This is a genomic window from Stappia sp., assembly GCF_048268045.1.
Taxonomy (GTDB): Bacteria; Pseudomonadota; Alphaproteobacteria; order Rhizobiales; family Stappiaceae; genus Stappia.
Genome location: NZ_JBLWWG010000006.1, coordinates 247,669 through 265,847, shown reverse-complemented (window position 1 = coordinate 265,847; position 18,179 = coordinate 247,669). Strand labels below are relative to the sequence as shown.

Sequence of the window (18,179 nt, the reverse complement as noted above, 5' to 3'; positions counted from 1 at the left end):
TTCCTGTCTACCCGCTTCGCCGCCGGTTTGGCACCCGCCTTTCGCGCCTCATGGGCGCGGATGCAGCTTCACGCCCGTGCCTGTTACCGAAAAGCCGGCCATATAGGGGTCGCGTTCGTCGAGCGTGATGGTCGACGTCCCCGTCTTCACCGCCCAGCCCTCGATGGTCGGCACGATCGCCGGAAGATCACCGACGCGCGTTTCCTCCTTCACCCCGCCCCGGAAGAGCGAGCCGATGACGCTTTCATGGACGAAGCTGTCGCCGACCTTGAGGCGCCCGCGCGCGTGAAGCTGGGCAAGGCGCGCGGATGTCCCCGTGCCGCAAGGGCTGCGGTCGATGGCCTTGTCGCCGTAGAAGACGGCGTTGCGCGCGTCGGCCCCCGCCTGCGTTGCCGGCCCGGTCCACTGGATGTGGGTGATGCCACGGATGCGCTCGTCCAGCGGGTGCACCATCTCGAAGGTCTCGTTGAGGACCTTGCGCAGCAAGGGACTGATCGCCACCAGCTTGTCGACCTCAATCGAACCGACACCGGGAAAATTCTTCTGCGGCTCGACGATTGCATAGAAGTTGCCGCCATAGGCGACGTCGAAGACAATCCGCCCGAGTTCCGGGCAGTCGATCTCGAGATCCCTTGCGGCAAGGAACGAGGGCACATTGGTGAGCTTCACCGACGTGACGAAGCCATCCTCCATCGCGTAGTCGGCGAGAACGAGGCCAGCCGGGGTCTCCAGCCGCGCCGTGCCCGGCGTCCTCGGCGCGAGCAGCCCCTCCTCGATGGCCATGGTCACCGTGCCTATGGTGCCGTGGCCGCACATCGGCAGGCAGCCCGAGGTCTCGATATAGAGCACGCCGATGTCGCAATCCTCGCGCGTCGGCGGATAGAGGATCGACCCGGACATCATGTCGTGGCCGCGCGGCTCGAACATCAGCCCGGTGCGGATCCAGTCGTAGCGGGACAGAAAATCGGCGCGCCGGGCAAGCATGCTGTCGCCCGACAGCAGTGGCCCGCCGCCGGCGACCAGTCGCACCGGGTTGCCGCAGGTGTGACCATCGATGCAGAAGAACGTATGACGCGCCATGTCGGGCACCTTGAATGCGGCCGCTCAGAACCGGCCAACGGAATAAGGGGAAAGATCGATCGCGGGCGCCCGCCCGGCGATCATGTCGGCAAGAATTTCGCCCGTCGTCGCCGCCTGCGTCAGCCCGTGATGGGCATGGCCGAAGGCATGGAAGACATGCGGAGAGGCAGAACTTCGGGAGATGACCGGCAGGCTGTCGGGAAGCGAGGGGCGAAACCCCATCCAGCGTGTCCCCTCCGCCGCATTGAGGCCCGGAACCACCTTGCGCGCCCGCGTCACCAGCGCGTCGACCCGCGCCCAGTTGGGCGGGGCGTCGAGGCCGGCGAACTCCACCGCGCCGCCGATCCTCAGGCCCGGAGCGAGGGGCGAGAGCACGAAGCCGTAGCCGGGGAGCATGATGAAGCGGCGGAACGAAACGCCCGGCTCCGGCACGGTGATGTTGTAGCCGCGCTCCGTGTCGAGCGGCACATCCTCGCCAAGCCCGCCCGCGAGCTTGCGCGACCATGCCCCGCAGGCGATCACAACCCTCTGCGCCTCAATCTCTTCGCCGCCGGCAAGCCGGATCCGCACGCCGCTCTCGGACGGGGCGAGGCTCTCGACGCTGCCGTCGACGAACCGGACACCGCGCGCGCGCAAATGCGCGGCGATGTCCTGACACAGAGCGAAAGGATCGTCGACATGGGACCAGCCGGGAATATAGGCGCCGCCGGCGACGGTCGGCCCCAGGTCCGGCTCCATCTCCCGGATCTGCGCGCCGGATAGCTCGCGCACCTCGATACCGTGGTCGCGCTGGAGCTGCCAGCCCGGACGCGCCCGCGCCACCTCGGCCGGCTTGTCGAAGACGTCGAGACAGCCGTGCGAACACAGTCTTCCGCCGGTGCCCGTTTCGGCCCAGAGCCGCTCCCAGGCGGGAAGCGCGGTGGCGTTGAGCGCAGCGATTGCCGAGACCGACCGACGCCAGGCGGAGGGGCGCGAGGCGGCGAGGAACCGCAGCATCCAGGGCAGGAACGCCGGCGCATAGGACGGGCGCAGCGACAACGGGCCGAGCGGGTCGAGCAACCAGCCCGGCGCCTTGCGCCAGATCCCGGGCGAGGCCAGCGGCGATACATCCGTCCAGGCGATGCCGGCGGCGTTGCCACGCGAGGTGGCCGCTCCCGGCTCTCCCCGGTCGATCAGCGTCACCTCATGGCCACGAGCAGCCAGGATCGCGGCGGCGGCAAGGCCGACGATCCCCGCACCCAGAATGTGAACCGATGGCACTGCGCTCATGTTTCCTCCCCGCGGGCGTCGCGTGCCCGATGGTCAGATCATCGGCAAAGCCGGGCGAACCGCAAGAGCCGCCTTGATGATATCGTCGACCCGCTTGCCCTCGGCACCGGCGAGCGGCAGCCGCGGCGCGCGGCAGCGGTCGTTCGACCCGAGCGCATGCACCTCCGCCCGCTTGATGTTCTGGACGAGGTTGGTGGAGACGTCGAGGTCGAGCAGCGGGCGGAACCAGCGGTAGATGTCGCGCGCCTCCTCGAGGCGACCGGCCTGTACCAGTTTCCAGATCGCGACCGTCTCCTTCGGGAAGGCGACGACGAGACCGGCGACCCAGCCCGTCGCGCCCATCAGCAGGCTCTCGAGCGCGAGATTGTCGACACCGGTGAAGACGTCGAAACGCGTGCCGAAGCGCGAGATCACCTCGCTCACCCGGCGAATGTCGTCGGTGGATTCCTTCATCGCGACGACAAGCGGCTCGCTGGCGAGCTCCTCGAACATGTCGAGTGTCACGTCGACGCCATAGGCGACCGGGTTGTTGTAGACCATCATCGGAAGACCGGCGGCCCGCGTCACCGTCAAAAGGTGCCCGAGGGTCTCCCGCGGCGCCGAGCGATAGGGCACGCCCGGCAGCACCATCAGCCCGTCGGCGCCTGCCTTGGCCGCCGCCTCCGCCGCCTTCGCGGCACGCCGGGTGGAGCTCTCGCACACGGTCATGATCACCGGTCGCTTGCCCGCGACCGATTTTGCGAGCGTCAGGATCTCGAGCTTTTCCTCCGGCTCCAGCGCCATCGCCTCGCCGAGCGAGCCGCAGACGATGAGACCGTCAACGCCGGCATCGATCTGCAGCGCGAAACAGCGCTCCATCTCGACCGCATCAAGCGTGTCGGCCTCGGTGAACTTGGTGGTAACCGCCGGAAAAATGCCCCGCCACATGGCCGATCGCTCCTTGCCCAGAGTTTGGCTTGAACCTGATATATCAGGTGTCGAGCGAAGAATTTCACGCAGCTTCCTTTATGTCAACAACTGATATATCAAGAGACGGGACGTATTCGGCAGACGTGCGGGGACAGGATGAGCGGCACCAACGGCAGCGACGAAGGCAGGCAGCGCGGCACGGCGGCGCGCAGTCTCGCGGAACGCAAGGCCACGAGCCGCGCCCCCGGTGCAAGCCGATCCCGCCAGGTGACGGGCCCCGGACTGGAACGCCTCGTCTCCGGGCGCGCACCGACGGAGGCGGTCCAGGAGGAGGAAAGCCGGGCGACCACTGCCTATCGGGCGCTCGAAGAACGCATCGTGACACTCGACCTCGCGCCGGGAACCGCGATCACCGAGAACAGGCTCGCCGCCGCGCTCGACATGGGCCGCACCCCCGTGCGCGAGGCGATCCAACGGCTCGCCTGGGAAGGTCTCGTCACCATCCGCCCCCGTCTGGGCATTCTGGTCAGCGAGATAAGCCCGGGCGATTTCGCCCGCGTCCTCGATGCCCGCCACGCGATAGAAGTCCTTCTCGCCGGCTCCGCCGCCCGTCTGGCCAGCCGTCCGCAGCGCGACCGGCTGGCGGAGTGTGCGGTCGCCATGCGCGATGCGGCCGCCTGCAAGGACATTTCCGAGTTCCTGCGCCAGGACAAGATCTTCGACGAGATCGTCGCCATTGCCGCCTGCAACCCCTTTGCCGCGCGCGTCGTCGCGCCGCTGCAAACCCACTCGCGCCGCTTCTGGTACCGGTATTTCGGCGAGGCGGACCTCAACTCCGCCGCCTGGCACCATATGGAGGTGATGCAGGCGATTGCCGCCGGCGACGTCGACGCGGCGCGCGCCCGGGCCCACGACCTGCTCCACAACCTGCGCCGCCAGGCCGAAACGCTCACCGGCCCGGGAAGCTGACCGCCGCGCCGGCATTCCTGTTGGCGCGCGCCCGCACGACCGCAATGCCCGACATGGCGGCGAGCGACAGACATCCGGCCGCAAACGCCAGCACAAGTCCCATCCCCGAACCACCCACATCGACCGCCGCCCCCAGCGCGAACGGCGCCGCCGCCCCCACGATCAGCGCCGGCCGGGCGATCAGGCCAAGCCGCAACGCGTAGCCCTCCGCCCCGAAGAGGGCGAGCGGCAGCGTGCCGCGCACGATGGTGACAAGTCCGTTCGCCCCACCGTAGATCACCGCGAAGACAGCGGCCGAAAGCGGCGTCACCCCTCCCACCAGCAACACGAGAAAGGCCGCCGGCAGCATGGCCGCCGACACGATGCCCACCCCCAGCGGCGAAATGCGACGCGCAAAGACGAACTCCACCACCCGTGCCGCAACCTGGGACGGACCGATCAGCGTGCCGACAGCAACCGCGACCGCCGCCGACAGGCCCAGATCCTCGAAGAGCGCCAGCAGATGCGCCGACAGGCCGATGAACAGAAACGCGTTGGCGGCGATCGCCAAACTGACCAGCACGAATGCGGCACGTCTGTATCGCTCATCGACGATCATCGGTGCCAACTCGGCCGCCTGCCCGCTTTGGGCAGTGTCAGCGTCCCTGTCCGGGGACTCGCCAAGGCCGCTTCCCCGCCTTGGCAACAGCAGATGCGCCGGAAAGGCGATGGCAAGCGTTGCAAGGGAAAACGCCAGATAAGCGCCACGCCAGCCGTGGCTTTCGATCAGCCAGTGGGTCGCCGGCCAGGCAAGCGTCGAAGCGAAGCCGGCGATGAGCGTCAGCGCGGTTATGCGCGAGCGCGCCCGCCTGCCATAGATCCCGCCCAGCGTCGCGAAAGCGGGATCGTAGAGCGTCATCGCCATGGCGACGCCGAGAACCGCCCAGACGCAATAATAGGAAACAAGACCGCCGACGCCGGACAGCGCGGCAAGGCCGACTGCCGCCAGCAGCGACCCGCTCGCCATGACCCGCCGCCCGCCATGCGCCCCGACAGCGGCACCCACGGCCGGCGAGGCAAGCCCGGCCACGACAAGCCCCAGCGAAAAGCCGCCGAGGCCGGTCGCACGAGACCAGCCGAACTCATCGGAGATCCGTGGCGCCGTCAGCGCAACCGCATAGAACAGGCTGCCGTAGCCAACGATCTGGCTGACCCCGAGAAGAGGCACGGCGCTCCAGAGCGGAAGTCTTGCCATCGCCTCGTCCGGTGCCGGATCAGGCAGCCCCGCGCGCGGCGAGCCGCGCCCGGATGCTCGCGACATCGGCCCTGGGCGTCGCCGCGAAAAGCGTCTTCGTGTAGCTGTGCTTGGGGTCCCCGAAAACCTCGTCGCGCGTGCCGTATTCCACCGCTTCGCCAAAGTACATCACCATCACCATGTCGGCGATGTAGCGTACCACCGACAGGTCGTGACTGATGAAGACATAGGTGAGGCCGAACTCATCCTGGAGATCGGCAAGCAGATTGAGGATCTGCGCCTGCACGGAGAGATCAAGCGCGGAAACCGGTTCGTCGAGCACCAGCAGCTTGGGCTTCAGCATGATCGCCCGCGCGATGGCGACGCGCTGCCGCTGGCCGCCGGAAAACATATGCGGGTAACGGCCGTAATGCTCCGGCTTGAGCCCGACCTTCTCCAGCATCGCCAGCGCCGCGTCGCGCCGTTCGGCCGCGCTCATCGACGTGTTGAGCAACAGCGGCTCCTCGAGGACCGCACCGATCTTCTGGCGCGGATTGAGCGAGCCATAGGGATTCTGGAACACGATCTGAACGGCCTGACGCATCTCTCGCCCCACGCGGTGGCGGGAGATGTCGATCATCTTGCCGTCGATCTCGATCGTGCCGGAGGTCGGCTGATCGATCATCGTCAGCATCCGGGCAAGCGTCGACTTGCCGCACCCGGATTCGCCCACCACCGCCAGCGTCGATCCGCGCTCCACGTCGAAGCTGACGCCCTTGACCGCATGCAACAGGCTCGGCTTTCCGAACATGCCGCCGCTGACCACATAGTCGCGCTTGAGGTCGCGCACCTTGAGGATGGGGGCACTCATCGGCGGGCCTCCATGTCAGCGGAAAAGGTCTCGGCGAAGTCGGCCACCGTCGGCAGCCGGTCCCCCTTGGCGTTCTCCGGCAGAGCCGAAAGCAGCGCCTTGGTATAGGGATGCGTCGGCGTCTCGAAGAGGCTCAGCACGTCGGCTTCCTCCATCTGCTTGCCCTGATATTGCACCACCACCCGGTCGGCGGTCTCGGCAACGACACCCATGTCGTGGGTGATCATGATCATCCCCATGTCGTGGTCGCGCTGGAGATCGCCAAGCAGGTCGAGGATCTGCTTCTGGATGGTCACATCCAGCGCCGTGGTCGGCTCGTCGGCGATCAGAAGCTTGGGTTGGCAGGCGGTGGCGATGGCGATCATCACACGCTGGCACTGACCGCCCGACATCTGGTGCGGGAAGGCATCGAGCCGGCTTGCCGGATCGGGAATGCCCACCGCGTTCAGCAGCTCCACCATCCGGTCGCGCCGTTGCCGGCGGTTCATGTCCGTGTGCGTCTTCAGCACCTCGTCGAGCTGGAAGCCGACCGTGAAGCACGGGTTGAGGCTGGCGACCGGCTCCTGAAAGATCATCGAGATGTCCTTGCCGATGATCTGCCGCCTGGCATGGACCGAAAGCGTTCTGAGGTCCGTGCCCTCGAATGCCATCATGTCGGCCGTGACGGTCGCCGTGTCCGGCAGCAACCCCATCACCGCGAGCATGGCGACCGACTTGCCGGAGCCGGATTCCCCGACGATGGCGAGCACCTCACCCTTTTCAACCGTGTAGTCGACCCCGTCCAGCGCCCGGAAGGGCCCGGCCGCGGTGTCGAACTCGACGCTGAGGTTGCGGATTTCGAGAAGAGGCATCGTCTCAGCTCCGCTTCAGCTTGGGATCGAGGGCGTCTCGCAGCCCGTCGCCGACCAGGTTGATCGCCAGCACCGTGATCAGGATCGCGAGACCCGGGAAGGTCACAACCCACCAGGCGCGCAGGATGAACTCGCGCGCCTCGGCCAGCATCGTGCCCCATTCCGGCGTCGGCGGCTGCGCGCCCATGCCCAGGAAGCCCAGCGCCGCCGCGTCGAGGATCGCGTTGGAGAAGGACAGCGTGCCTTGCACGATCAGCGGCGCCAGACAGTTCGGCAGGATCGTCTTGAACATCAGCCGCAGGTGGCCGGCGCCTGAAAGCCGGGCCGCGGCCACATAGTCGCGGGTTCGCTCGCTCAGCACCGCCGCACGCGTCAGCCGCACGAAATGCGGCTGCAGCACGACGGCGATGGCGATCATCGCGTTGACCAGACCGGGACCCAGCACCGCGACCAGCACAAGCGCCAGCAGCAGAGATGGAAACGCCAGGATGACGTCCATCACACGCATGATGACCGTATCGACCCAGCCGCGAAAATAGCCCGCGACCAGACCCAGGACGATGCCGCCGGTCAGCGCGATGACAACGACGACAACGCCGATGAAGAGCGAGAAACGCGCACCGAAGATCAGCCGCGAGAGCATGTCGCGGCCAACAGCGTCCGTTCCCAGCAGGAAAGCGGCCCGGCCGCCCTCCGCCCAGAAGGGCGGCACGAGCAGCGCGTCACGATATTGCAGGTCCGGATCGTGCGGCGCAACCAGCGGCGCGGCAAGCGCCACGACAACCAGCAGCACAAAGATCGCCAGGCCGATCACCGCGCCTCGGCTCTGGGAAAAATAGAACCAGAACTCCACCAGCATCTGCCGTGTGGCGTTGCGGCTTTCGGCTTCGATGGAAACGGGTTTCGAGGTTTCTGTCATTGCTCTGTCCCGTCTCAGGTATGTCGAATGCGCGGATTGACGAGACCGTAAAGCAGGTCGACCGTCAGGTTCACGAGCATCACGATGGCGGCGATCATCAGCAGGCCGCCCTGCACGACCGGATAGTCACGCCGCGAGATGCTGTCGACCATCCACTTGCCGATGCCGGGCCAGGAGAAGATCGTCTCCGTCAGGATGGCGCCGGCGAGCAGCACGCCGACCTGCAGCCCGATGGTGGTGATCACCGGGATCAGTGCGTTTCTGAGCGCGTGCAGACCGATGACCCTGAGCGGAGCCAGTCCCTTGGCGCGCGCGGTGCGCACATAATCCTCACCCAGCACCTCGAGCATGGCCGAGCGCGTCTGGCGGGCGATCACCGCCAGCGGGATCGTGGCCAGGACGATGGAGGGCAGCACCAGGTGGCTCGCCGCCGACTGGAACGCACCCTTCTGCCCCGAAAGCAGGCTGTCGATCAGCATGAAGCCGGTCGGCTGCGGAAAGAAGTAGAGCAGCGATATGCGTCCCGACACCGGCGTCCATTGCAGGATGCCGGAAAACAGGATGATCAGCAGCAGGCCCCACCAGAAGATCGGCATCGAATAGCCGACGAGCGCCACGCCCATCACCGTCTGGTCTACGACCTTGCCGCGTTTCACCGCCGCGAGGATGCCGATCGGAATGCCGACCACAATGGCGATGATGATGGCGCAGAGGCCAAGCTCGGCGGTGGCCGGAAACAATGTCAGGAATTCGGTGACCACCGGTTTCTTGGTCACGATGGACGTGCCGAGGTCGCCGGAAAGAATGCCGCCGAGATAGTCCAGATACTGCTCCCATATCGGGCGGGAGAAGCCGAACTGCTCCATCAGTTTCTGGTAGCGCTCGGGAGAAAGCCCCCGCTCGCCCGCCATCAGCAGAACAGGATCACCGGGCAGCAGACGAATGAAACCGAAAGCCACCAACGACACACCGAGAAAGGTGGGCACGAGCAGCAGGAGCCGGCTGAGGAAAAAGCGGATCATGGGATACCGTCCATGCGCCCGCACCGGCCGCAAGGGGCCGGTGCGGGGTGTCGGGCCCGCCGGTCGGACACGTCTGCCTGGAAGATCTCCTGGCCGTGCCGCCGGCGGCTCCTCTTCGGGACCGCGGAATTACTCCGCGATGTCGACGCCGTCGAACCAGTGGCCGCCGAGCGGGTCCATGACGTAGCCCTCGACCTTCGCCGACATCGGCATGAAGACGACCGAATGGGCAATGGTCGCCCACGGGGCCTGCGCCTTGAAGACGGTCTGCGCCTCCTCGTAGAGCGCCGTGCGCTCCGCCTTGCTGGAGACGACCTTGGCCTTCTGGATCAGATCCTCGAACGGCTGGTAGCACCACTGCGCACGGTTGGAACCGCCGACGCCGTCACACCCCAGAAGCACGGCGAGGAAGTTGTCGGGATCACCGTTATCGCCGGTCCAGCCGAGCAGCACGGCACCGTCGCGGTCGGCTTCCTTGGAGCGGGCCAGATACTCGCCCCACTCGTAGGAGACGATCTCCGCCTCGACGCCAACCTTGGCGTAATCGGCCTGGATGACCTCCGCCATGCGGCGCGCGTTCGGGTTGTACGGGCGCTGGACCGGCATCGCCCAAAGCTTCATCTTGAGGTCGGTGACGCCCTCTTCCTCAAGCATCTTCTTCGCAGCTTCCGGATCGTACGGGTCGTCCTTGACGGCATTGTTGTAGGACCACATCGTCGGCGGGATCGGGTTCTTCGCCGCCTGGCCGGAGCCCTGGAACACCGCGTCGAGAATGGCCTGCTTGTTCATGGCCATGTTCAGCGCCTTGCGGACCTTCGGATTGTCGAAGGGCGCCTGCTTGGTGTTATAGGCCAGATAGCCGACGTTGAGGCCCTGCTGCTCCATGAGCTTCAGGTCGTTCTGGGCACGGATATCGTCCAGATCGGCCGGGGCCGGATACGGCATGACATGGCATTCGCCCGCCTTCAGCTTCTGAAGGCGTACGGCCGCGTCGGTCGTGATGGCGAAGACGAGGTCATCGATCGGCTGCTTGCCGCCCCAGTAGTCGGGATGCGCCTTGTAGCGGATCACCGCGTCCTTCTGGTAGCCGACGAAGGCGAAGGGACCGGTGCCGAGCGGCTCCTGGTTCATCATCTCCTTGCGGCCGTCGGCGGCGAGCTTGTCGGCGTATTCAGCGGACAAAATCGAGGCGAAGTCCATGGCCAGATTGGCCACCATCGGCGCCTCGGGGCGCGTGAGCACGAACTTCACCGTGTGGTCGTCGACCTTGACGATCTCCTTGATGAGATCGGGCATCGACATGCTGTCGAAATACTCCCAGGCCGCACCGGATGTGTACTGGTGCCAGGGATGCTCCTTGTCGAGCTGGCGCCCGAAGGAGAACAGCACGTCGTCCGCGTTGAAATCGCGCGTCGGCGTGAAGAAGGACGTGGTCTGGAACTTGACGCCCTTGCGCAGGTGGAAGGTGTATTCCTTGCCGTCCTCGGAGATGTCCCAGCTCTCGGCGAGCCCGGGGATGACCTCGGTGGTGCCGCGCTTGAACTCTACCAAGCGGTTGTAGACCGGCTTGGACGACGCGTCGAACGTAGTGCCTGCGGTGTAAAGCGCGGAATCGAAGCCTTCCGGCGACCCTTCCGAGCAGTAGACCAGCGTCTTGGCCGAAGCTGCGGACGCCATCAGGACCGCAAGACTGGCGCCCATGAGCGCCGTTTTCATGGTGCGGCGAACAAACATGCAAACTCTCCCCTGAATGATCTCGGCCCGCCATTTTCGTTTTCCCGCTTCACTGAGATGGGGAAGCGGATTCCTGGCTCTTGGGCCTTGGCCGAAGATTAGTCGCTGTCGAACCCACTCACAACCGGTGCGATATTTCTTCTTTTGGAAATTATAGCGAAATTTTTCCAGAATTCCGCCGGCGACGCAACGCGACCCAGGCACCCGCCGCCGCCGTCAGGCCACGCGAAACGGGCGCGCCATTCCTGGCGCGCCCGTTCCTGAAATGACCTGCATTTCCCGCTTCGCCGGGCTGGATCAGAGCTCGTCCTCGCTGGGAATGTCGCGATCCTTCTTGGACCTGCTGCTGGCCGGCTTCGCCTCGATGAGAACGTCGTCGCCCGGCAGCGACGGGGTATCGGCGGCGCGCTCGCCGCCTTCCGCCGACGGGCTCGACACATGATAGGTGACCTGCGGGAACGGGATCTCGATGCCGCGTTCGTCGAAGACCGCCTTGAGATACTCGTTGTAGGCGCGCCCGGTGGCCCACTGCGAGCCCGGCAGGGTCTTGATTCGGGCCCGCACGGTGATCGCGCTGTCGCCGAACGTGGTGACGCCATGCATCTCCAGCGGATCGAGGATGTCGCGCCCGGCCTCGCTTTCCTTGAGCCGGTCGAAGGCGACATGCATCGCCATCTTCACATCGGTGATGTCGCTGTCGTAGGCGACCCCGATGGCGGCGACGTGATAGCCGTAGCCGCGCATGAAGTTGGCCACCCGGTCGACGGTCGAGAACGGGATCATGTGCGCCGCGCCATCGAGGTCGCGCAGCCGCACCGAACGGATCGTCAGCTTCTCCACGGTGCCCGTGACACCGCCCAGGGTGACGACATCGCCCTCGTTCATGGCGTTCTCGAACTGGATGAACGCACCCGTGATGATATCCTGAACCAGCTTCTGGGAGCCGAAGGAGATCGCCAGACCGAAGACACCGGCACCGGCGATCAGCGGCCCGATGTTGACCCCGAGCTCGGACAGAGCCAACAGCGCGATCATCACCAGCAGCAGGATCGTGAAGGCATTGCGGAAAAGCCCGAAGAGCGTCTTCTCCCGCGAGGTCGGCAGGCGGCCGCGCGGATTGAGCCGCAGGTCGACCCAGGACATGATGCCGAGCCAGATGAGGAAGCCGATGAAGGCGACAATGAGCGCCGAAACGAGCCGACCGACCCAGTCCTGCCCGTCGGAGGAGCCGAACCAGCTCATCACATCGACAGCCGCCCATGCCTGCAGGATGCCGAGCAACACGCAGACGAACACCAGGAACCGCACGATGGACAGCACGCGCGGCACGAAGGCGTTGAGACGCCTCTCGAGCAACGGCAGGCGCTGGTGGACGTTCTCAGGCAGATGCACGCCGTCGGTGATCGCCCGCGTCAGCATCAGCGACACCAGCGTGCCAATCATCACCGAGAGAACCGAGAAGGCCGTGGCTTTCACCATGAAGGCGGTGGCGTCGAACGGGCGCGACAGCCACACCGAAAGCAGCAGCAGCACGTAGAAGATCGCCACCGCGTGCCAGATCCGGCCCATCACCTCGATCAGGCCGCTCGCCAGCACATTGCTCTGCCGCCCGGCATAGTCGAGGATGCGGTCGCGGGTGGCGACGCGGTTGCGCAGAACCGCGAAGATCGCAATCAGAACCGCCGCCAGAACGATCATCATCCGCACGGAATCGGCGAGCAGGAACGAGATGTTGCGGGAAATCACCGGCACCGCCACCATGACGCCGTAGCCGAGCAGGTTGTAGATGATGAACAACCAGAAGCGCCAGTAGTAGGCCTGCTCGTCATCGAGCGGCACCAGGCGCAAGGAACTGAACTTGGGGCTGAGCGCGAAGCGGGTCGCGATCTTGGCCACCTGAACGAAGAAGAAGGCGTTCAGGATCAGGGATTCGAACAGCTCCACCTCGCCATGAGTCGAGCCGGTCGCCATGGCAACCCCGTAGCCCGCGCCGATGGCGATGCCGACCACGACGAACTCGCTGACGCCGCGCAGCAGCAGCAGCAACGCGCGCTTGAGCACGGTGATCCCCTCGCCGTCGCCGATAAGGCGCCGAAACAGCATGTCGGATGCCTGCCGCAGCAGCCACACGATGACCATGAGCGAACCCGCGATCAGCGCGATCTGGATCACGATCTCCTGGATGCGGTCCCAATTCGCCCGGCTGCTGTAGGAAAGCGCCGTCGGCAACGTCGTGAAGGCGCGCAGGATCTGTTCGGCATATCCGCGCCCCTCGTTGATCATTTTTTGCGTGAGCTCGGCGATCCGCAGCGCGATCGTCGCATCGCGCGCCGGCTCCTGGTCACCGGAGGCCCCCTCCGCCGCCGGTTCGCTCTGGGCGACCCCGCCTGGGGCAACGGCCTGACCATCGCTCGCCGGAGCTGGGGCAGCGCCCGGTGCGCCGCTCGGCTTCCCGCCCAGATACTCGATCAGCGCATTGCGCGCGCCCGGATCCTGCAACAGCTGCAACAGCGCCGCCGCCTGGGCTTGTGAGGGCGCGACACCGGAGGCTGCCGGCTGCGAGGCCGCATCCGTGCTGTCCGTGCCCGCGGTCTGGGCCCCGGCCGGGATCGGCAACTGGACGACCGACAGGCCGAGGACGAAGAGGACAAGCGCAAGCCAACCGGGGAACCGCATATGAACTCCTGAGCGACGGAACTGAAATGGACGTCGCGGGCGACTGGGGCCGCCCGCGATCCGGTCCGCTCTTTTACGTACCCGAATGAGCCTTGCCGTCAACCAGGCGCGGCCCACCGTCATTGCCGCCAAGTCCCTCGGGAAGCATCTCCTCGAGGAAGTTCTGGTAGGCGACGGGACGCAGGAACCGGTCGATGGCGCGGGAACCGACCGAGGTCGAGCGCACGTCGGTGGACGCGGGATAGGGGCCACCGTGCATCATCGCGTGAGATACCTCGACGCCGGTGGAAAAGCCGTTGCGAAGCAGACGGCCCGCCTTGCGTTCGAGAACCGGCACCAACGCACGCGCCGCGTCGAGATCACCATCTTCCATCAGCACGGTCGCGGTAAGCTGACCCTCCAGCCCGCGGGCGACGTCGGCCATCTCGCCGGTATCCTTGCAGCGAACGACGACGGCGGCCGGGCCGAACATCTCCTCGTGCAGCGAGCTGTCGGAGAGCCAGGTCTCGGCGCTCACCTCGAACACCGCCGGCAGCACCGCGCTGCCCCCGGCTTCCTCGCCGATGCGGCGGCCGGTGACGCCGGAGGCCTTGGTAAGCCGACCCACGGAAGCCCGATAAGCCTTGGCAATGCCACCGGTCAACATCGACTGGGCGGACACGCCGGTCAGCGCCTCGTCGGCGGCCTGGAGAAAGTCGGAAAGCCCCGCGCCCTCGAGCGCCACGACGACGCCCGGATTGGTGCAGAACTGGCCGACGCCCATGGTCAGCGACTGGGCCCAGCCGGCGCCGAGTTCGGCACCGCGCGCGCCGAGCGCGCCGGGAAGCGCGAAGACCGGATTGACGCTACCGAGCTCACCATAGAAGGGGATGGGCTGCGGCCGCGAGACGGCCATGTCGAAGAGCGCCCGTCCGCCGCGCAGCGATCCGGTGAAGCCAACGGCCTGGATGAGCGGATGGCGCACGAGCTCGCCACCGGCCTCATGGCCGGAGCCCTGCACCAGATTGAAGACGCCTGCCGGCATCCCACACGCCTCGATGGCGACCAGGATCGCCTGGGCGACGATCTCGCTGGTTCCCGGATGGGCAGGATGCCCCTTCACCACGACCGGACAGCCGGCGGCCAGCGCCGAGGCCGTGTCGCCGCCGGCGGTGGAGAAGGCGAGCGGAAAGTTGGATGCGCCGAAGACGGCGACGGGGCCAAGCGGTCGCAGGATGGAGCGGATCTCCGGGCGCGGCGCTGGCTTGCGGTCGGGCTGGGCGGTATCGACACGCGCGTCGAAGCAGATGCCGGCCTCGATCCAGTCGGCGAAGAAGCGCAGCTGCCCGGTGGTGCGACCGCGCTCGCCCTCGAGACGTGCCGCCGGAAGGGCCGACTCCTGCTGCGCGCGCTCGGTGATTTCGGCGCCGCGCGCCTCGATCTCGTCGGCGATGCGGCGGAGGAAGGCCGCCCTGTCGCTGGCCGGTCGGGCGGCATAGTCGGCAAAGGCGGCCTCCGCGGCTTCCGCCGCCTTGCCCACGAGCGCTGCGTCCGCGTCACCCACGCGGGGCGACAGTTCCTCGCCGGTGGCCGGATTGAGCGGCGCAAAGGTCCGTTCCGATGCAACCCACGTTCCGTTGACGAGATGATGCCCGTTCAGCATAGAGGTCTCCTGTCGGTTCGCCGTCCCGCGACGCCTTGCGCCAGCTGGACGGCGGAGCCCGGACGATCGCGCCCGGGATGATCCTGTCGGTTTCGCCCTCCCGGCGGTTTCGCCTGAAAGGGCTCGAGAATTCCGTTCGGTCTCGCACGGGGTCGTCTTGGGAAAAGCAATCGATCCGACCGTGCACCCTGCCGTGCTTGCCATGGATTGCGCCTCGCGACAACTGACATGTCCCGCGCCAGTTTCTCTTGCGAGAGAATTTGAGCATTCATTGCAACACCTTGGTAACAATGAAAATGATACGCTCGGGAGCGAACGACGAAGGCCCACGATGCTCGAAGCATTGCTGAAGCTAGCCAGAAATCCATCCCCCGAAGCGCGCGGCCGATTGCTGCAGCGCGTCGCCGACATCTTTCTGGACCGCGTTGGCCGGCACACGGACGCGGAACTCGAACTCTACTGCGATATCATCCTGAAGCTTCTCGACAACTCCGGCCGCGAGGAGCGCGCACGCCTTTCGCGGCGCATCGCCCCCTGGAGCGACACGCCCAACAAGGTGGCCTATCGGCTCGCCTGCGACGACATCACCATCGCCGCGCCCATGCTCGAGCTAAGCCCGAGCCTCAACGAGGCCGATCTGCTGAAGCTTGCCCGGCGCATGCCGCAGTCGCACCTGACCTCCATCGCCAAGCGCGTCGGCATGCCGTGCCGGGTGTCCGACACGCTGGTTGAGCGCGGCTCGCCCCAAGTCTGGCGCGCCGTCGCCGGCAACGTCCAGAGCCCGCTGTCCGACTGGGCACTGCGGACGCTGGCGAAACGCTCCCTCTCCGACGCCCCGCTGCGCGAGCGCATGAGCGAACGGCCCGACCTGACGCCGCTCATCTGCGAGTGGCTGATCCCCCACGTCAACGCCGCGACCCGCCTGCGTCTCGAGGCGGTGATGGCCGGCACGGACCCCCGCGACCTGACGGCACCCGAGGAGATACGCCAGGATCTGCAACGCCGGTTCTCGATCTTCCTCGAGACGACGGACGTGGACGAGATATGGCGGTTGGTCGAGCGTGGCGACTACCGTTTCGGCTCGATGATCCTGGTGCTGCTGGCTGAGGGACGGATCAATGACGCCTTCCAGATTCTTGGCCGCAAGACCGAGACGCCGCTCAAGACCGTGCAGCACGCCATCTTCCAGGCTGGCATCGAGGACATGATCGCATTGGCGTTGCGGGCGGAGACCACCGACCAGGTGTTCCTCGGCCTCGCCCATCTGCGCTGCAAGCACCTTCGCCTGCCGGAGAGCCAGGCCGTGCGCTGGCTGTCAGCCTATCGCCAAAGCCGGAATGCCGACACGAACGCCGACGGCGGCGCCTCGAAAAACGCCCCTTCCCCGGGGACCGAACCCCCCGACGCCAGTCTTTCGTGACGGTTCTCTCCGCCCGTCCGCCGGCGGCACGTCAGCGCCGCGCCAGGGCGGCCGAGAGCGCGCTGGCGACCACCGCGGCGCCGTAGCACCACAGACCCGGCAGCGTCGCGGCGCTGGCGAAGCCGCTTGTTTTCGCGGCGAAGATGACAAGCGCGACCAGCATCACGTCCATCATCGACCACTTGCCGAGCGCATGCAGCAGCGTCAGCGCGAAGCCGGAGCGCTCTGAGACGACGGCAACGTGCAGCGCCACGATCTTGGCTGCCGGGAAGATCACCGAGAACAGGGCGACGACCGCTGCCAGCCACGTCTCGCCATCGCTCCAAAGCCCCTGCAGCAACTGCAGCAGGCTCGGCCGGTCGGTGAACACATAGAGCCGTTCGAGCTCCATGAGCGGAAGGATCAGCCCGAGCACGAAGGCAGCCGTGGCGACCGGCAGCAGGAGCGACAGGAACAGGCGGCGCAAGCGAAGTCTCCGATTGGAACGCGAAGCGAACATAGGGGCGACGCGTACCCGGCGCCACATGTCTTCGTCAGGTCCGGGGATCTCAGCCGCGCGCGGCGGCGCCGTGCCGCAGGTGCAGGAGCGGATAGGGCCTGCCCTGGTCGTCGCGCGGCGATCGGTCGACAACCGAAAAGCCCATACGCTCATAGAAGCCGACAGCCTGGGCGTTCTGCTCGTTGACATCCGTCAGCAACGCGGGAAACCGGGAAAGCGCGTGTTCCACGAGGGCCCGCCCCACACCGCGTCCGCGCATCTGCGGGTCGATGAACAGCGCCTCGAGATGCCCTTCGCTCAGCACCATGAAGCCCGCGGCACGCCCGTCCTCCGCCTCGGCGAAGGTCAGGGGTACTTCGGGCAGGAAACCGCGCACCATCTCCTCGATCTCCGCCCGGTCTTCGGGGGCGAGAAAGTCATGGGTCGCATCGACCGACCGGCGCCAGATCTCGATGGCCAGCGGCGCGTCGCCCGATTCGGAATGTCTGATCGTCCACATGGCGGGCTTGATCCCACGCGCAAGCTGCAATGGCAACCGCGGCGCGCGGCGGCCAATGTCCAGATGCTGGGAATTTGGGGGAAAGCAACTCGGCCGGAATCGCGCCTGGCCGACGGCGTCACCGGTCCAAAGCGCGGACCGGCGGTTCAGGGGTCGACGTCCGGGTCATCCTTTCAGGACTGCACCTGACGACGTCCGGCGATCTCATCGAGTTCTTCCTGCTCGGCCGCCTCGCGCTCGTTGCGATCGCGCATCTGGTCGCGCTCCTCGAGAAGCTCGAATTTCTTGAGCTCCTCCAGCGCGGCACGCAGGTCCTCGCGGGCCGCCTCGAGCTGCCCGTTCAGTTCCTCGGCGGAATTCAGCAGATTGTCGCGACGCTGCGCCGCGGCCTTGGCGAAGGTCGGATAGGCGAAATGGCCCACGTCGGTGATGCCGACGCGCTGCTGCTCCGAGACGATCTGATCGTCGAGTTCCTGCGCCATGCGCTTGAATTCGTCGATCATCGATTCGATCTGCGCCAGTTGCCGGCGACGTTCGTCGACCTGGAACTGCTTCAGACGAATGAGACTCTCACGCGACTTCATTACTCAAAACTCCCTCTACCGC

16 protein-coding genes are annotated in these 18,179 nt (G+C 66.4%); 2 read left to right on the top strand and 14 right to left on the bottom strand.

Going from position 1 to position 18,179, the window contains the following annotated elements:
• Nucleotides 1-48 precede the first annotated feature (48 nt).
• The 3 genes from ACN0WF_RS12115 to ACN0WF_RS12105 are packed head-to-tail and all read right to left on the bottom strand — an operon-like array spanning nt 49 to nt 3,276.
• Nucleotides 49-1,080, bottom strand: coding sequence for a 4-hydroxyproline epimerase (locus tag ACN0WF_RS12115; protein WP_417773073.1), 1,032 nt, complete (start codon nt 1,078-1,080; stop codon nt 49-51).
• Nucleotides 1,081-1,104: 24 nt separating this feature from the next.
• Nucleotides 1,105-2,349, bottom strand: a complete 1,245-nt coding sequence (locus tag ACN0WF_RS12110) for an NAD(P)/FAD-dependent oxidoreductase (RefSeq protein WP_417773072.1) — start codon at nt 2,347-2,349, stop codon at nt 1,105-1,107.
• Between the two features lie 33 nt (nt 2,350-2,382).
• Nucleotides 2,383-3,276 carry a dihydrodipicolinate synthase family protein gene (locus ACN0WF_RS12105; protein ID WP_417773071.1) on the bottom strand — a complete coding sequence of 298 codons (894 nt, stop codon included), beginning with the start codon at nt 3,274-3,276 and terminating at the stop codon, nt 2,383-2,385.
• A 138-nt stretch (nt 3,277-3,414) separates the two neighbouring features.
• On the opposite strand from ACN0WF_RS12105, the gene ACN0WF_RS12100 reads away from it, so the two are divergent.
• Entirely contained in the window at nt 3,415-4,227 is an 813-nt protein-coding gene (locus ACN0WF_RS12100) for a GntR family transcriptional regulator (protein ID WP_417773070.1), read from the top strand.
• Here the strand turns inward: ACN0WF_RS12100 and ACN0WF_RS12095 are convergent.
• From ACN0WF_RS12095 to ACN0WF_RS12060, 8 genes are all read right to left on the bottom strand, one after another.
• Complete coding sequence (locus ACN0WF_RS12095) at nt 4,208-5,461, bottom strand: MFS transporter (protein ID WP_417773069.1); 1,254 nt, start codon at nt 5,459-5,461, stop codon at nt 4,208-4,210. The genes ACN0WF_RS12100 and ACN0WF_RS12095 overlap by 20 nt on opposite strands.
• A 19-nt stretch (nt 5,462-5,480) precedes the next feature.
• Nucleotides 5,481-6,311, bottom strand: a complete 831-nt coding sequence (locus ACN0WF_RS12090) for a dipeptide ABC transporter ATP-binding protein (RefSeq protein WP_417773068.1) — start codon at nt 6,309-6,311, stop codon at nt 5,481-5,483.
• The gene (locus tag ACN0WF_RS12085; RefSeq protein ID WP_417773067.1) at nt 6,308-7,162 is read right to left on the bottom strand and encodes an ABC transporter ATP-binding protein; all 855 of its coding nucleotides are present in this window, start codon (nt 7,160-7,162) and stop codon (nt 6,308-6,310) included. The genes ACN0WF_RS12090 and ACN0WF_RS12085 overlap by 4 nt, the downstream gene beginning before the upstream one ends.
• A gap of 4 nt (nt 7,163-7,166) precedes the next feature.
• Nucleotides 7,167-8,021 (bottom strand): ABC transporter permease subunit, encoded by an 855-nt coding sequence (locus ACN0WF_RS12080; protein WP_417773132.1) that lies wholly within the window; start codon nt 8,019-8,021, stop codon nt 7,167-7,169.
• A gap of 74 nt (nt 8,022-8,095) precedes the next feature.
• Entirely contained in the window at nt 8,096-9,103 is a 1,008-nt protein-coding gene (locus ACN0WF_RS12075) for an ABC transporter permease subunit (protein ID WP_417773066.1), read from the bottom strand.
• Nucleotides 9,104-9,232: 129 nt separating this feature from the next.
• Nucleotides 9,233-10,837, bottom strand: coding sequence for an ABC transporter substrate-binding protein (locus ACN0WF_RS12070; RefSeq protein WP_417773065.1), 1,605 nt, complete (start codon nt 10,835-10,837; stop codon nt 9,233-9,235).
• 297 nt (nt 10,838-11,134) lie between these two features.
• Nucleotides 11,135-13,513: a mechanosensitive ion channel domain-containing protein gene (locus tag ACN0WF_RS12065; protein ID WP_417773064.1), complete on the bottom strand. Its 2,379-nt coding sequence runs from the start codon at nt 13,511-13,513 to the stop codon at nt 11,135-11,137.
• Nucleotides 13,514-13,586: 73 nt separating this feature from the next.
• Complete coding sequence (locus tag ACN0WF_RS12060; RefSeq protein ID WP_417773063.1) at nt 13,587-15,155, bottom strand: aldehyde dehydrogenase (NADP(+)); 1,569 nt, start codon at nt 15,153-15,155, stop codon at nt 13,587-13,589.
• A 331-nt stretch (nt 15,156-15,486) separates the two neighbouring features.
• Between ACN0WF_RS12060 and ACN0WF_RS12055 the strand changes: the two genes are divergently transcribed.
• Nucleotides 15,487-16,575: a DUF2336 domain-containing protein gene (locus tag ACN0WF_RS12055; protein WP_417773062.1), complete on the top strand. Its 1,089-nt coding sequence runs from the start codon at nt 15,487-15,489 to the stop codon at nt 16,573-16,575.
• A 31-nt stretch (nt 16,576-16,606) separates the two neighbouring features.
• Here ACN0WF_RS12055 and ACN0WF_RS12050 read toward each other — a convergent pair whose 3' ends face one another.
• The 3 genes from ACN0WF_RS12050 to fliJ form a co-directional block, all read right to left on the bottom strand.
• Complete coding sequence (locus tag ACN0WF_RS12050; protein ID WP_417773061.1) at nt 16,607-17,041, bottom strand: paraquat-inducible protein A; 435 nt, start codon at nt 17,039-17,041, stop codon at nt 16,607-16,609.
• Nucleotides 17,042-17,123: 82 nt separating this feature from the next.
• The gene (locus ACN0WF_RS12045; RefSeq protein ID WP_417773060.1) at nt 17,124-17,573 is read right to left on the bottom strand and encodes an acetyltransferase; all 450 of its coding nucleotides are present in this window, start codon (nt 17,571-17,573) and stop codon (nt 17,124-17,126) included.
• Nucleotides 17,574-17,746: 173 nt separating this feature from the next.
• Nucleotides 17,747-18,157, bottom strand: a complete 411-nt coding sequence (gene fliJ, locus ACN0WF_RS12040) for a flagellar export protein FliJ (protein ID WP_417773059.1) — start codon at nt 18,155-18,157, stop codon at nt 17,747-17,749.
• Nucleotides 18,158-18,179 lie beyond the last annotated feature (22 nt).

What these genes read in the sequence shown, in the direction of transcription:
- ACN0WF_RS12065 (WP_417773064.1), bottom strand. Translation starts at nt 13,513, where the DNA reads ATGCGGTTCCCCGGTTGGCTTGCGCTTGTCCTCTTCGTCCTCGGCCTG.
- ACN0WF_RS12085 (WP_417773067.1), bottom strand. Translation starts at nt 7,162, where the DNA reads ATGCCTCTTCTCGAAATCCGCAACCTCAGCGTCGAGTTCGACACCGCG.
- ACN0WF_RS12110 (WP_417773072.1), bottom strand. Translation starts at nt 2,349, where the DNA reads ATGAGCGCAGTGCCATCGGTTCACATTCTGGGTGCGGGGATCGTCGGC.
- ACN0WF_RS12055 (WP_417773062.1), top strand. Translation starts at nt 15,487, where the DNA reads ATGCTCGAAGCATTGCTGAAGCTAGCCAGAAATCCATCCCCCGAAGCG.
- ACN0WF_RS12100 (WP_417773070.1), top strand. Translation starts at nt 3,415, where the DNA reads ATGAGCGGCACCAACGGCAGCGACGAAGGCAGGCAGCGCGGCACGGCG.
- ACN0WF_RS12090 (WP_417773068.1), bottom strand. Translation starts at nt 6,311, where the DNA reads ATGAGTGCCCCCATCCTCAAGGTGCGCGACCTCAAGCGCGACTATGTG.
- ACN0WF_RS12095 (WP_417773069.1), bottom strand. Translation starts at nt 5,461, where the DNA reads ATGGCAAGACTTCCGCTCTGGAGCGCCGTGCCTCTTCTCGGGGTCAGC.
- fliJ (WP_417773059.1), bottom strand. Translation starts at nt 18,157, where the DNA reads ATGAAGTCGCGTGAGAGTCTCATTCGTCTGAAGCAGTTCCAGGTCGAC.
- ACN0WF_RS12080 (WP_417773132.1), bottom strand. Translation starts at nt 8,021, where the DNA reads ATGCTGGTGGAGTTCTGGTTCTATTTTTCCCAGAGCCGAGGCGCGGTG.
- ACN0WF_RS12075 (WP_417773066.1), bottom strand. Translation starts at nt 9,103, where the DNA reads ATGATCCGCTTTTTCCTCAGCCGGCTCCTGCTGCTCGTGCCCACCTTT.
- ACN0WF_RS12105 (WP_417773071.1), bottom strand. Translation starts at nt 3,276, where the DNA reads ATGTGGCGGGGCATTTTTCCGGCGGTTACCACCAAGTTCACCGAGGCC.
- ACN0WF_RS12045 (WP_417773060.1), bottom strand. Translation starts at nt 17,573, where the DNA reads ATGTGGACGATCAGACATTCCGAATCGGGCGACGCGCCGCTGGCCATC.
- ACN0WF_RS12060 (WP_417773063.1), bottom strand. Translation starts at nt 15,155, where the DNA reads ATGCTGAACGGGCATCATCTCGTCAACGGAACGTGGGTTGCATCGGAA.
- ACN0WF_RS12115 (WP_417773073.1), bottom strand. Translation starts at nt 1,080, where the DNA reads ATGGCGCGTCATACGTTCTTCTGCATCGATGGTCACACCTGCGGCAAC.
- ACN0WF_RS12070 (WP_417773065.1), bottom strand. Translation starts at nt 10,837, where the DNA reads ATGTTTGTTCGCCGCACCATGAAAACGGCGCTCATGGGCGCCAGTCTT.